Origin of the sequence: Erwinia sp. S43, from assembly GCF_016624745.1 — a bacterium.
Taxonomy (GTDB): domain Bacteria; phylum Pseudomonadota; class Gammaproteobacteria; order Enterobacterales; family Enterobacteriaceae; genus Erwinia; species Erwinia coffeiphila.
Genome location: NZ_JACVTX010000015.1, coordinates 26,808 through 39,782 on the forward strand (window position 1 = coordinate 26,808; position 12,975 = coordinate 39,782).

Genomic DNA, 12,975 nt, shown 5'->3' on the forward strand with positions numbered 1-12,975 from the left:
TAAAACATTTTTGTTTCTCTTTGTCGTGTTTGAAAATACGATATTACACTATGCGCGTGTTTTAACGGCATAATGCTGATTTTTACTACAAACCAGAATTATATTCTGTGATATTCGCTTGATGGCGTGTCGCATAATTGAAAATATCTTTTTAAATGTAATCCAAGTGTAAAAAACTATTTTTTCAATACCTGGAAGGGGCGCTGATTTCTGGGAGTTATTTCCCCATAATGAAGATGCCAGGAACCATCCAGGCCCTGGTGTCCATTCATTAGTGAAGGGAAAGTGTAATGAAAAAAGTCTTATGTGCTACTGCAGCCATACTGTACTTAGCAACCGCTTCAGCTGCTTTCGCCGCTCCTGGCGATGTCGCAGGTTCTTCTGCTTCTACTGACGGCGCTGCCGCTGGTACTGAAGCAGCAGCACTGTCTGCGGGCGCATCTACTGCCATCGGTATCGGTGCGGTAGCGGCGTTTGCAGGCGTTGCGCTGGCTACGTCAGGCGGCGGCGATGGTTCCAACACTGGAACCACGACCACCACGACCACCAGCACCACTCGCTAAGTATCACCATTAATCATAACCACACGAAAGTGTGGTTATTTTCAGATTGCTTTCTTTAGCTCAGGGATCACACTGGTGCGAAACCTACCATTGCTGCTGCTTTGCCTGTTGCTTCAGGCCTGTACACAAACCCAAAAGGGATTGAGTGAAACTGTTAAGCTGGCCGTTCTTGGCCAGGACGACATTGAGTTAACCAACCAACAAATCGCCAATATCCCCTACGCCAGTATGTACCTGCGCCTTAATGGCGGTCAGCAGATCTTCGTGGTGATGGGCTTTAACGAGAATGGCCAGCAGAAATGGATCACCCAGGACCGCGCAACGGTGGTGACGGAAAATGGTCGTCTGGTGAAAACCCTGGGGCTGGCGGATAACCTCAATGAGGTGACCAATCTGCAACAGGACCCGCTGCGCGATGCGCTGCGCCTGACGGACGGCGCCAGCTGGACACGCGTGCTCAGCTGGACGGAAAAAGGCCAGCTGCGCACCGGAACCGCGGTCTCTCACTTCACCCGCCTGAAAGACGAAGTCCTGCCGCTGGGCGGACGTCAGGTTGCCAGCCGCGTCTGGCAGGAAGAGGTCGAGCTGACGGAGAGTGGTAAAACCTGGCGCAACACCTTCTGGGTAGATTCCTCGAGCGGACAGGTCCGCCAGGCCGTGCAAATGTTGGGAGCGGACTACTTCCCTGTGGCAACCACTATTCTGAAGCCTGCGAAACCATGAAAAAAATCACAACTCTTCTCGCAGGGATAGTGGCATCGCTGTCGCTGCAGGCACTGGCGGACAGCCAGGTCACGGTGTTTTATCCGGGGCAGTCGCAAACTGCCGTCGTCAGCCACGCGGAAAATCTGGCGCAGCTGGTATCCAGTCCGGCGCTACAGGGAAAAACCTGGTGGCCCGGTACGGTAATCGGTGAAAAGCTGGCCACGGCGGTTGCGCTTCGTCAGCAGCAGGAGGTGGTCGCTCGCTTACAGGCATGGCGCGATAACCTGCGCAGCGATAACGATCTGGCAGAAGCCGCGGTGGTTGAAAATGTCCGCCAGCAGATTGCCTCGCTGAAGGTGACCGGTCGCCAGTTGGTGAACCTCGATCCTGACTGGGTACGCACCCGGCCACAGGCCAATCGTCGCCTGGCGGGAGAGTACAGCGTTTATACCGTCGCCAAACCCACCTCGGTCAGACTGGCCGGTGCCGTTGATGGCGCGGGCACTACGCCGTGGGTTGCCGGACGTCCGGTGGCGGATTACCTCGAATCGCGCGCCCATCAGAGCGGCGCAGAGCGCAATGTGGCGCTGGTTATCTCACCTGCAGGTGAGGTGACTGAGGTTCCCGTTGCCTACTGGAATCGCCGCCACGTCGAGCTGGCGGCGGGCAGCACCATCTTTATTGGTTTCTCATCCTGGGCGCTGCCGAGCGACCTTGCCGACCTTAACCAGCAGATCGTTTCTGTTTTGACGCACCGGATCCCTGACTGATGAAAAAACGTTATCTTCTCAGCCTGCTTTCATTTTCCGTCGCCTGTGCCTGCCAGGTTCAGGCGGCTTCCTATCCCGAACCGGTTGGGCCTTCACAGTCCGACTTCGGCGGCATTGGCCTGCTGCAGGTGCCGACGGCGCGTATGGCTAAAGAGGGCGAGTTCAGCCTGAACTATCGCTATAACGACCAGTACCGCTTTTACTCCACCTCGCTGCAGCTGTTCCCGTGGCTGGAAGCGGCTATCCGCTATACCGACGTGCGTACCCGTAAGTACAGCTCGTACGAAGACTTCAGCGGTAATCAAACCTATAAAGATAAAGCCTTCGATCTGAAGCTGCGCCTGTGGGAGGAGGGCTTCTGGCTGCCGGAAGTGTCTGTCGGTAAACGCGATATCGGCGGTACCGGCCTGTTCGACAGCGAATACGTGGTGGGCACCAAGGCCTGGGGGCCGTTTGATTTCACGCTCGGCGTCGGTTGGGGCTACCTCGGTAACAGCGGCAACGTCACCAACCCGTTCTGTAAAGCCAGTGAAAAATACTGCTACCGCTCTGAAGGAAACCGTACCGCGGGATCGTTAAGCCTGGGCGATTCCTTTAAAGGCCCGATGGCGGTATTCGGCGGGATTGAATACCAGACGCCGTGGCAGCCTCTGCGTCTGAAAATGGAGTATGAAGGTAACGACTATCAGGGCGACTTTGCCGGCAAGCTGGAGCAGAGAAGCAAGGTTAACGTCGGCGCCATCTACCGTATTACCGACTGGGCGGACGTTAACGTCAGCTACGAGCGCGGCAATACCTTTATGGCCGGCTTCACTCTGCGCACCAACTTTAACGAGTTGACCCAGCCGCACCTTGATACGCCGAAGAAAGCTTACGATCCGCAGCCGCAGGGCCGCTTCCTCGACTCGACGGTAACCGCAAGCCAGCTGACCGACCTGAAGTACAACGCTGGCTTTGAAGCACCGAATATTCAACTGAAGGGCGATACGCTGTACGCCAGCGGTGAGCAGACCAAATACCGTGATAATCAGGAGGCGGTTGAACGCGCTAACGTCATTCTGGCCAATCATCTGCCGGAAGGCGTGAAGACCATTGAGCTGACCGAACAGCGCTATCATATGCCGCAGGTGACCACCAAAACCGACGTCGCCAGCCTGCAGCGTCAGCTGGAAGGCTACCCGCTGGGCCGTGAAGAGACGCTGCAGCAGCAGCGAATCAACCCGGTTGCGCCGGAGCGCACCGAGCAGGGCTACTTTATCGACGGTCGTCGCTTTGACTACAGCCTGTCACCGGTGCTTAACCAGTCGTTTGGTGGACCGGAAAGCTTCTATATGTATCAGATCGGGGTCTCTGCCGGCGCCAATCTGTGGGTCACCGACCACCTGCTGCTCGACGGCAGCCTGTTCTTTAACGTGGCGAACAACTACGACAGATTCAACTATACGCAGTCTGGTGGAAATTCACCTCTGCCTCGCGTACGCACCCAGATTCGTCAGTACGTTGAAAACGACGTTTACGTGAACAACCTGCAGGCTAACTACATGCACTACCTGGGCGGTGATTTCTACGGCCAGGTGTACGGTGGTTATCTGGAAACTATGTTCGGCGGTGCCGGTGGTGAGCTGCTGTATCGTCCTCTGGACTCCAGCTGGGCGGTGGGCGTGGATGCCAACTACGTTAAGCAGCGTGACTGGGACAATATGATGAAGTTTACCGACTACAGTGCGAAAGTCGGCAACCTCACCGTTTACTGGCAGCCAACGTTTATGGATCAGGTGCTGGTGAAAGCCAGCGTCGGCCAGTACCTCGCCGAGGATAAAGGCGTAACGCTGGATGTTTCCAAACAGTTCGACAGCGGCGTCAGAGCGGGCGTTTACGCCACCAAGACCAACGTATCGTCAGAAGACTACGGCGAGGGTGACTTCACCAAGGGCTTCTATATCTCGGTGCCGATGGATCTGTTCAGCATCCGTCCAACCCGCAGCCGCGCGAATATCAACTGGACACCGTTGACGCGTGACGGCGGCCAGCAGCTGGGACGTAAGTACGAGCTGTACGATATGACCACCGATCGCGATCGCAACTTCCACTAGTTGCACACGCAGTCGCTAAAGGGCCGGTAATCGGCCCTTTTTCTTTTTCAGGAATAAACGCTGTTGCAGAATCAAGATCCTGGCATCTTGTGATCTGAGTCACACTAAAGCATATTGTTAAAAAGTCGGGCAGCCCGACAGATAACAATCATTTAGAGGTGTGAACATGACTCCCCCCGTAAAAAATACTCCGGCCACCCGCCTGGCCTTTGCCCTGCAGATGGTGCTGAACGCCGGTCTGATTGCGCTGGCCGTTATCCTGGTGATCTTTCTCGGTAAGGAGACGATTCACCTGGCGAATGTCCTGCTGAACACCGGGGAGCAGACGTCTTCGTATCTGCTGATTGAAGGCATTGTGATCTATTTTCTCTATTTCGAGTTTATCGCGCTGATCGTTAAGTACTTCCAGTCGGGCTACCATTTTCCGCTGCGTTACTTTGTCTATATCGGCATTACTGCGATTATCCGTCTGATCATCGTTGACCATAAAAACCCGTTTGATACCCTGGCCTACTGCCTTGCGATCCTGATTCTGGTGATTACCCTGTGGCTGGCGAACAGCAATCGCCTGAAGCGCGAATAAAAAAACAGGCGGCCGTTTGGCCGCCTGAAACACAGGATATAACGAAGCAAGAACAGCAGCAGTGGCAAATAAATCGGACTAACCCTTCACGCCCCCGGCGGTTAAACCGTTAACCAGCCAGCGCTGGGCGATGATAAACACCAGAGTAATCGGCAGCGCCGACAGCACGGCGGCCGCGGCAAAATCACCCCATAAATAGTTCTGCGGATTGAGATACTGCTGCATTCCCACCGCCAGCGTGTAGCTGTTAACGTCGCGCAGCAGCAGCGACGCCACCGGCACCTCGGTGACTGCCGCGATAAACGACAGAATAAACACCACCGCCAGAATCGGTACCGACAGCGGCAGCAGGATCAGCCGGAACGCCTGCCACGGTGTGGCGCCATCCAGCGCCGCCGCCTCTTCCAGCGAACCGTCAATCGTTTCGAAATAGCCCTTAATCGTCCACACGTGCAGCGCAATGCCGCCGAGATAGGCGAAAATCAGCCCCGCGTGGGTATTCAGCCCGATAAACGGCAGATACTGCCCCAGCCTGTCGAACAGCGCATAGAGCGCCACCAGCGACAGCACCGCCGGGAACATCTGGAAAATCAGCATTCCCTTCAGCAGGCTGGACTTGCCGCGAAAGCGCATGCGGGCAAAGGCGTAGGCGCAGGTGGTGGAGAGGGCGACGATGCCTACCGCACTGATGGCCGCCACCTTAATTGAGTTCCACAGCCACAGCAGCACAGGAAACGGCGGCGGCGTTACGCTGCCGTTTTCATGCACAACCGGGATGCCGAGCGCCAGCTTCCAGTGGTCCCAGGAAATATGCTCCGGCAGCAGCGAGCCAATGGCGTAGTTCCCCGGGCGCAGCGAGATGGCCAGCACCATCAGCAGCGGATACATAATGATGGCCACAAAGCTGAGCAGCAGCAGATGGCTGAGCAGCAGGCGCAGCTTCTGTGATTTAGGTTGTACGATAGCCATGTTTTACCTCAGTCGACTTTGATGCGGGTAGCTTTCAGATTCAGCACGGCCAGTCCGCCTACCAGTAGGAAAATCAGCGTGGCAATCGCCGCCGCCAGGCCGAAGTCCTGCCCGCCGCCGCCCTCGAAGGCGATGCGCCAGGTATAGCTGACCAGCAGGTCGGTATAGCCCGCTGGCGTGGTGGTGCCAAGGCGGTCCGGCCCGCCGTTGGTCAGCAGCTGGATCAGTACGAAGTTATTAAAGTTAAAGGCAAAGCTGGCGATCATCAGCGGTGCCAGCGGCTTCAGCAGCAGCGGCAGCGTGATGCGGAAGAAATTCTGTACCGTGGTGGCACCGTCCAGCGCCGAGGCCTCGTAAAGATCGTCCGGTATCGCCTTCAGCAGCCCCATACAGAGGATCATCATGTACGGATAACCGAGCCAGGTGTTGACCACCACCAGCATGCTGCGCGCCAGCGTCGGGTCGCTGAACCAGGCCGGCTTCAGGCCAAACAGGGCATTGAGCATGATATTGATTTCGCCGAAGCTTTGGTTAAACAGCCCCTTGAAAATCAGGATAGAGATAAAGGCCGGCACCGCGTAGGGCAGGATCAGCAGCAGGCGATATACCGCACGCCCCTTCAATGCTTCCCACTGCATCAGACAGGCCAGCACCATCCCGACAGCGGTGGTCAGGATCACCGTCAGCAGTGCGAATACCACCGTCCAGATAAAGATGCCGATAAACGGCTTCTGGATGCCATCGTCGGTCATCACCCGCAGGAAGTTTTTCCAGCCGATGCTCACCGTGTAGCCGGGGCTGAGACGTTCGCCGCTCCACTGCTGGTTAGCATCCTTCGCCTGATAGAAACCAACCTCATCGTTCGGCCAGTAAACCGTGCCGGTTTGCTGATTGGCCAGGCTGCCGTCCGCCGCCAGCTTATATAGCGGCTGCGTACCGGAGAACTGGCGCAGCGAGCTCATACGTACGCTGCTGCCGTCGGGCAGGGTAGCGCTAATCAGCCCCAGCGCCTGGCGGTTCTGCGTCACCACGCGCAGCATCGCGCGCTCGCCCTGCGGGGCTTCAGCGTTCTCTTTCAGCGCCAGGATTTGTGGATTTTTATCGTCAAAGCTGAACGGTTCGGAGAGATAGCCGGGCTTGCCGTCGGCGGTCAGCTGCAAGACCCACTGATTGCCCTGCGGCCACAGATTAAAGTTATAGCGTTCTCCCGCCTGATATTGGCGGTCCAGCAGCACCGTCTGCGCCCGTTCAAAGGTCAGCTGATTGGTACTGCTGTAGTTGGTAAAGGAGATGGCGATGGTCGCCGCCAGCGGGAAGAGGACAAACAGCGCCATCCCTGCCAGCCCCGGATAGACATAACGCCAGGCCGTGGCCCGACGCTGAGCAAAAATCACCAGCCCAACGCTGAGTACAATCAGCGTCAGCGCGGCGAACAACACTTCACCCTGCGCATACATCAGCACCACGAGGTAGCCGGTAAACAGCGCAAACAGGGTAACGATCAGCCACTTCAGGCCATGCTTACCGGCAACGTTCGCCATAGAAATTCCTTACAGCAGCGGCGGGCGCTTCCGCCCGCCTGGCAGACAACGGGGATTATTTAGTGATACGTGCCTGGGCGTCTTTCAGCGCGGCATCGACCGTCTGACGGCCGTTGATCGCATTCAGCACCGCGGTGCGTTCCGCATACCAGAAGGCGCTCATCTGCGGTACGTTTGGCATCACTTCACCCTTCTGCGAGTTCTCCATGGTGGCGGCGATCTTCGGATCTTTTGCCAGCTTCTCCTGCATCGACTTCAGCGCCACCGCGCCCAGCGGTTTATCGGCATTGACCTTCGCCAGGCCGTCATCGGTCAGCAGGTAGTTTTCCAGGAACTCTTTCGCCAGCTCTTTATTCGGGCTGGCGGCGTTAATGCCCGCGCTCAGCACGCCGACGAACGGTTTCGACGGCTGGCCTTTAAAGGTTGGCAGCAGGGTAACGCCGTAGTTGATCTTCGCGCTGTCGATATTGCCCCACGCCCACGGACCGTTAATGGTCATCGCGGTTTCGCCCTTGTTAAAGGCGGCTTCGGCAATGGCAAAGTCGGTATCGGCATTCAGATGTTTGTTCTTAATCAGGTCGACGAGGAACTGCAAACCTTCCTGCGAGCCTTTGTTCGCCACGCCAACATCCTTCAGGTCATAGCTGCCGTCGGGGAGTTTCTTAAAGGCGTAACCGCCGTTGGCAGCGGTGAGCGGCCAGGTGAAGTACGGCTCCTGGAGGTTAAACATGATGGCGCTTTTGCCTTTGGCCTTCAGCTTTTTATCCAGCGCCGGGATCTCTTCCCAGGTTTTTGGCGGCTCGGGCAGCAGGTCCTTGTTATAAATCAGCGACAGCGCCTCAGCGGCGATCGGATAGCCGATTAGCTTGCCGTTATAGCGCACCGCGTCCCAGGTGAAGGGATAGAGCTTGTCCTGGAAGGCTTTATCCGGGGACACTTCGGCCAGCAGACCGGACTGGGCATAGCCGCCGAAGCGATCGTGTGCCCAGAAGATAATATCCGGGCCGTCACCGGTGGCCGCCACCTGCGGGTATTTCTCTTCCAGCTTGTCCGGGTGCTCCACCGACACTTTAATGCCGGTATCCTGTTCAAATTTCTTACCGACTTCCGCCAGGCCGTTATAACCCTTGTCGCCGTTAATCCAGATAACCAGCTTGCCTTCTTCTATTTTTGCCTGCGCCAGCGCAGGGAGCAACAGGCTGGAAAGGGTACACAGCAGCAGTGTTTTACTCGCTAATCTGAACTTCGCCATTATTCGTTCCTCTAAGGGTATGAAGCCGGGATGTGGTTGCAGTCTGCTGTTAAGCAAGGAGAACTGCGTCATCCCCGGCTCTACTCCCCCCAATCACTTTCTGTGATCGAATTAACAAAAAATCCATTTCTGCGCTCCCGGCCACAAAAAACAGCCGTTATTTTTGCCAGTGCCGTCACGAAATTTGCCTGCTGACCCGATGGTTGATGTCGGGTGCGTTTTTCTCATCCTCCTTTCTCCTCCCCCATAAAAAATCCAGCGGTGGAGGAGTTAGCTTTCCGCGCGCTGCCGCACACTCCGGCCATCAACAGTCAGTGGACGGGAGAAGCGGATGGCCAGCGTAGTGCTGAATAATGTCACCAAAGCATGGGGTGACGTGGTGGTATCAGATGCGATTGACCTGACGATTGCCGAAGGGGAGTTCGTGGTATTCGTGGGGCCGTCGGGCTGCGGTAAATCAACGCTGCTACGCATGATTGCCGGGCTGGAAGAGATCACCTCGGGCGAGCTGCTGATCGGCGATCGCCGGATGAATGATGTGCCTCCCGCCGGTCGCGGTGTTGGCATGGTGTTCCAGTCCTACGCCCTCTATCCCCATCTTACCGTGGCGGAAAATATGTCCTTCGGCCTCAAGCTGGCCGGGGTGGCGAAAGCCGAAATCCAGCAGCGGGTGAATAAAGTCGCCGAAGTGCTTCAACTGGCCCACCTGCTGGACCGCCAGCCGAAGGCGCTCTCCGGCGGTCAGCGGCAGCGCGTGGCGATTGGCCGCACGCTGGTGGCCGAGCCGCAGGTATTTTTGCTCGATGAACCGCTATCGAACCTGGACGCCGCACTGCGTGTACAGATGCGCATTGAGATCTCCCGCCTGCACAAGCGCCTGCAGCGCACGATGATTTACGTTACCCACGATCAGGTTGAGGCGATGACGCTGGCCGACAAAATCGTGGTGCTGGAAGGGGGACGCATTGCTCAGGTCGGTAAACCGCTGGAGCTTTATCACTATCCCGCCAATCGCTTCGTCGCCGGTTTTATCGGCTCGCCAAAGATGAATTTCCTGCCGGTCAAAGTGACCGCTACCGCTATCGATCAGGTCCAGGTTGAGCTGCCGAATCGCCAGCAGATCTGGCTGCCGGTAGACAGCGCTGGCGTCCTGCCCGGCAGCAATATGTCGCTCGGCATTCGCCCTGAGCATCTGCTGCCCAGCGAGGTGGCCGACGTCAGCCTTTCCGGCGTGGTGCAGGTTGTCGAACAGCTTGGCCACGAAACTCAGATCCATATCCAGATCCCCGCTCTGCGTCAGAACCTGGTGTACCGCCAGAATGACGTGGTGCTGGTAGAAGAAGGTGCCCATTACGCCATCGGCCTGCCGCCGCAGCGCTGCCATCTGTTCCGTGAGGATGGAAGCGCCTGCCGTCGGCTGCATCAGGAACCGGGTGTAGAAGCACTCCAGCTAAAGCAGTGATAACAGGAGCACAATAATGATTAAGCTGAAATATCCTCTGGCAGTGGCCATTGCGATGGCCATCTCCGGCCAGGCGGCAGCGGTTGATTTTAAAGGCTATGCGCGTTCGGGTATCGGCTGGACCGGTAGCGGCGGCGAGCAGCAGTGTTTTCAGGCTACCGGTGCCAACAGCAAATACCGTCTGGGTAACGAATGTGAAACCTATGCGGAACTGAAACTGGGTCAGGAACTGTGGAAAGAGGGCGACAAGAGCTTCTACTTCGATACCAACCTGGCGTATGCCGTTTCTCAGCGTTCAGATTTCGAAAGCGTCGACCCGGGCTTTCGTGAGGTGAACATTCAGGGGAAAAACCTGATCGACTGGCTGCCAGGTTCTACCCTGTGGGCCGGTAAGCGCTTCTACCAGCGTCACGACGTACATATGATCGACTTCTACTACTGGGACATTTCCGGTCCGGGTGCAGGTGTGGAAAACATCGATCTGGGCGCGGGTAAACTGTCCATGGCGGTGACCCGCAACGGTGAAGCGGGCGGCTCCTACGGCTTTATCGATAACCAGCAGAAGCAGGTTCCAACCGTTAACGACACCTTCGACGTGCGTGTGGCCGAGCTGAATGTGAACCCGGGCGGCGTGCTGGAGTTGGGCGTTGACTACGGTCGTGCCAACGTGCAGGACGGCTATTCGCTGGCGGACGGGGCCACTAAAGATGGCTGGATGCTGACCGGTGAGCACACTCAGACTATCTACAACGGCTACAACAAGTTTGTCGTGCAGTACGCTACCGATGCGCTGACTTCGCAGCGTAACGGCCGCTCAGAAGGTTCGAGCATCGATAACAACGGCCATATGATTCGCGTAATCGACCACGGTGCGCTGGACTTTAACGACAAGTGGGGCCTGATGTACGTCGCCATGTTCCAGGACCTGGATCGCGACAATAAAAACGGCACCACCTGGTACACCGCCGGCGTGCGCCCGATGTACAAATGGACGCCGATCATGAGCACCCTGCTGGAAGTGGGCTACGACAACGTCAAGTCGCAGGAAACCGGCGAGCGCAACAGCCAGTATAAAGTGACCCTGGCCCAGCAGTGGCAGGCCGGTGACAGCATCTGGTCGCGCCCGGCGATCCGCGTGTTTGCTACCTACGCCAAGTGGGATGAGAAGTGGGGTTACGCCACGTCTGACGATACCGGCTACACCTCCGGCACCGCCTACAGCGATACCAGCGCTAAAACCTTCAGCCGCGGCAATGACGATGAAGTCAGCTTCGGTGTGCAGATGGAAGCCTGGTGGTAACAGCCAGTCGCGGGCGGACCCGCTCAGGTCCGCCCGATCCTCTTTAGCCCCGAAACTGCATTGCCTGGCGGGATCGGGGTGGCCCGTTTAAGGAACATAAAATGAAAAAAAATCTGCTGTCACTGTGCCTGATTGCGGGGCTGACTTCCGCATTGATACTGCCCGCTACGGCGGCAACCTTTACGTCGCCGCAGAACGTGGCGGTGGCTCCGGCTATTCCGGCCTCCGCGCTGCAGCGCCTCTCCTGGCTGCCTGTTACGCCACCGGCCAGTAACGACATTGCGCTAAATGCCTCGTCCCAGAGCCTGAACCAGGGGGAAATTACCGGTCCGGTTGCGGCCGTGACCCTGCCAGCCGATCGCGGGTCGCTGGAAATTACTCTCACCAGCGTGGTGAAAGATCGCCGCGTCTATGTGCCGAACGTGCTGGTGCTGGACGAACAAATGCGCCCGGCCGCCTTCTATCCCGGCAGCTACTTCCCGTATCAGAAACCCGGCGTAGTTTCGCAGGACAGACTGGAAGGGACGCTGAAACTGACCCCGGCGCTGGGGCAAAAACAAATTTACCTGCTGGTGTACACCACCCGACAGGATCTGACGACCACCACCCAGCTGACCAATCCGGCGAAGGCCTATGCCGAAGGCGTGGGTAACGCCGTGCCGTCCATTCCCGATCCGATCGCCAGCCACGTCACTGACGGCCAGATTACGCTGAAGGTGAAAGCGGAGCAGGGCAGCGGTAACGTGATGATAGGCCAGGTATTCAACCAGCCACAGCCGCAGCCGGTGGTGGTTGGCAGTACGGCGGCCCCGGCAGCGGTCGCTGCTGCGCCTGCACCAGCGGCCCCGGCGGCAAAAGCGGAGCCGATGCTCAGCGATACCGAAACCTACTTCAACCAGGGCATTCGCCAGGCGGCGAAGGCGGGGGATATCGACAAAGCGCTGCGTCTGATGAACGAGGCCGAACGTCTGGGCTCCACTTCAGCGCGGCAAACCTTTATCAGCAGTGTGAAAGGCAAGGGATAACATCCCCATATTGCTGGGCTGGCTCCATGACTGGTGCGCCGTGCGGCGCACCTTTTTTCCTTCCTTCCGTGCTACCTATAAATTTCTGCGTAATTGCCCCGCTTTGATAGGTTTGGCTCCGGTGTCTGCGTTACACTCTGCTTCTGAATTTTTTTGCGGAGAAATGCGATGGCTGAGAACGCGCTGCCGCTGTTGCGCGCTATCGACTGGCTGCCCGAATCATCGCCCCTGTTAACCGCTTCCCTGCTCGACTGGCTGATGGAAGAAGACTCGATGACCCGGCGTTTTGAACGTCACTGTCAGCAGGTGACCGTCAACCTGCTGCGCGAAGGATTTATCACCGCGCAGGAGGCTGGAAGCGATGCCGAACAGCTGCCCGCTGACGGCCGTTTCTGGCTGCGGGAAATCGAACTGTGCGGTGATGGCATTCCCTGGCTGGTGGCATGTACGCTGGTGCCGGAATCGACCCTGATCGGTCCGGAACAGAAGCTGCAGCAGCTGGGTACGGTGCCGCTCGGGCGCTATCTGTTTACCAGCTCGACGTTAACCCGTGATTTTATTGATGTTGGCCGCAGCGGAAACCTGTGGGGAAGGCGTTCGCGCCTGCGCCTGTCGGATAAACCGTTGCTGCTGACGGAACTGTTTTTACCGGCATCGCCCCTGTATGCCCATCCGAACGCTGAGGAGAATCAGTAGCGTGGAGACCAGTCTG

At 57.4% G+C, this 12,975-nt stretch carries 12 protein-coding genes; 9 read left to right on the top strand and 3 right to left on the bottom strand.

Features of this window, described 5'->3' with window-relative positions; all coding sequences use genetic code 11:
- The first annotated feature begins 290 nt into the window (after positions 1-290).
- The 5 genes from yjbE to psiE all read left to right on the top strand — a co-directional run bounded on the left by yjbE (position 291) and on the right by psiE (position 4,714).
- Complete coding sequence (gene yjbE / locus IBT47_RS17075; protein ID WP_200543022.1) at positions 291-563, top strand: exopolysaccharide production protein YjbE; 273 nt, start codon at positions 291-293, stop codon at positions 561-563.
- 75 nt (positions 564-638) lie between these two features.
- Positions 639-1,286: a YjbF family lipoprotein gene (locus tag IBT47_RS17080; RefSeq protein ID WP_200561669.1), complete on the top strand. Its 648-nt coding sequence runs from the start codon at positions 639-641 to the stop codon at positions 1,284-1,286.
- Positions 1,283-2,038: a capsule biosynthesis GfcC D2 domain-containing protein gene (locus IBT47_RS17085; RefSeq protein WP_200561671.1), complete on the top strand. Its 756-nt coding sequence runs from the start codon at positions 1,283-1,285 to the stop codon at positions 2,036-2,038. The genes IBT47_RS17080 and IBT47_RS17085 overlap by 4 nt, the downstream gene beginning before the upstream one ends.
- On the top strand, positions 2,038-4,131 hold the full coding sequence (locus IBT47_RS17090) for a YjbH domain-containing protein (protein ID WP_200561673.1): 2,094 nt from the start codon (positions 2,038-2,040) through the stop codon (positions 4,129-4,131). Before IBT47_RS17085 ends, IBT47_RS17090 begins: the two co-directional genes overlap by 1 nt.
- Positions 4,132-4,297: 166 nt before the next feature.
- Positions 4,298-4,714 (top strand): phosphate-starvation-inducible protein PsiE, encoded by a 417-nt coding sequence (gene psiE / locus IBT47_RS17095; protein WP_105592313.1) that lies wholly within the window; start codon positions 4,298-4,300, stop codon positions 4,712-4,714.
- A 78-nt stretch (positions 4,715-4,792) separates the two neighbouring features.
- On the opposite strand, the gene malG is transcribed toward psiE, so the two are convergent.
- From malG to malE, 3 genes are read right to left on the bottom strand one after another with little or no spacing between them, the layout of a single operon-like run.
- Positions 4,793-5,683, bottom strand: a complete 891-nt coding sequence (malG, locus tag IBT47_RS17100; RefSeq protein WP_105592312.1) for a maltose ABC transporter permease MalG — start codon at positions 5,681-5,683, stop codon at positions 4,793-4,795.
- A gap of 8 nt (positions 5,684-5,691) precedes the next feature.
- On the bottom strand, positions 5,692-7,224 hold the full coding sequence (gene malF / locus IBT47_RS17105; protein WP_200561675.1) for a maltose ABC transporter permease MalF: 1,533 nt from the start codon (positions 7,222-7,224) through the stop codon (positions 5,692-5,694).
- Between the two features lie 55 nt (positions 7,225-7,279).
- Entirely contained in the window at positions 7,280-8,476 is a 1,197-nt protein-coding gene (gene malE, locus IBT47_RS17110) for a maltose/maltodextrin ABC transporter substrate-binding protein MalE (RefSeq protein WP_105592310.1), read from the bottom strand.
- Between the two features lie 331 nt (positions 8,477-8,807).
- Between malE and malK the strand changes: the two genes are divergently transcribed.
- The 4 genes from malK to ubiC all read left to right on the top strand — a co-directional run bounded on the left by malK (position 8,808) and on the right by ubiC (position 12,959).
- Positions 8,808-9,938: a maltose/maltodextrin ABC transporter ATP-binding protein MalK gene (gene malK, locus IBT47_RS17115; RefSeq protein ID WP_105592309.1), complete on the top strand. Its 1,131-nt coding sequence runs from the start codon at positions 8,808-8,810 to the stop codon at positions 9,936-9,938.
- Positions 9,939-9,954: 16 nt separating this feature from the next.
- Positions 9,955-11,238 (top strand): maltoporin, encoded by a 1,284-nt coding sequence (locus IBT47_RS17120; protein WP_105592308.1) that lies wholly within the window; start codon positions 9,955-9,957, stop codon positions 11,236-11,238.
- A gap of 101 nt (positions 11,239-11,339) precedes the next feature.
- Positions 11,340-12,263: a maltose operon protein MalM gene (malM, locus tag IBT47_RS17125; protein WP_200561676.1), complete on the top strand. Its 924-nt coding sequence runs from the start codon at positions 11,340-11,342 to the stop codon at positions 12,261-12,263.
- A gap of 168 nt (positions 12,264-12,431) precedes the next feature.
- A complete protein-coding gene (ubiC, locus tag IBT47_RS17130) occupies positions 12,432-12,959 on the top strand; it encodes a chorismate lyase (RefSeq protein WP_200561678.1) in 528 nt (175 codons plus the stop codon).
- Positions 12,960-12,975 lie beyond the last annotated feature (16 nt).

What these genes read in the sequence shown, in the direction of transcription:
- yjbE (WP_200543022.1), top strand. Translation starts at nt 291, where the DNA reads ATGAAAAAAGTCTTATGTGCTACTGCAGCCATACTGTACTTAGCAACC.
- IBT47_RS17085 (WP_200561671.1), top strand. Translation starts at nt 1,283, where the DNA reads ATGAAAAAAATCACAACTCTTCTCGCAGGGATAGTGGCATCGCTGTCG.
- IBT47_RS17090 (WP_200561673.1), top strand. Translation starts at nt 2,038, where the DNA reads ATGAAAAAACGTTATCTTCTCAGCCTGCTTTCATTTTCCGTCGCCTGT.
- psiE (WP_105592313.1), top strand. Translation starts at nt 4,298, where the DNA reads ATGACTCCCCCCGTAAAAAATACTCCGGCCACCCGCCTGGCCTTTGCC.
- malG (WP_105592312.1), bottom strand. Translation starts at nt 5,683, where the DNA reads ATGGCTATCGTACAACCTAAATCACAGAAGCTGCGCCTGCTGCTCAGC.
- malF (WP_200561675.1), bottom strand. Translation starts at nt 7,224, where the DNA reads ATGGCGAACGTTGCCGGTAAGCATGGCCTGAAGTGGCTGATCGTTACC.
- malE (WP_105592310.1), bottom strand. Translation starts at nt 8,476, where the DNA reads ATGGCGAAGTTCAGATTAGCGAGTAAAACACTGCTGCTGTGTACCCTT.
- malK (WP_105592309.1), top strand. Translation starts at nt 8,808, where the DNA reads ATGGCCAGCGTAGTGCTGAATAATGTCACCAAAGCATGGGGTGACGTG.
- IBT47_RS17120 (WP_105592308.1), top strand. Translation starts at nt 9,955, where the DNA reads ATGATTAAGCTGAAATATCCTCTGGCAGTGGCCATTGCGATGGCCATC.
- malM (WP_200561676.1), top strand. Translation starts at nt 11,340, where the DNA reads ATGAAAAAAAATCTGCTGTCACTGTGCCTGATTGCGGGGCTGACTTCC.
- ubiC (WP_200561678.1), top strand. Translation starts at nt 12,432, where the DNA reads ATGGCTGAGAACGCGCTGCCGCTGTTGCGCGCTATCGACTGGCTGCCC.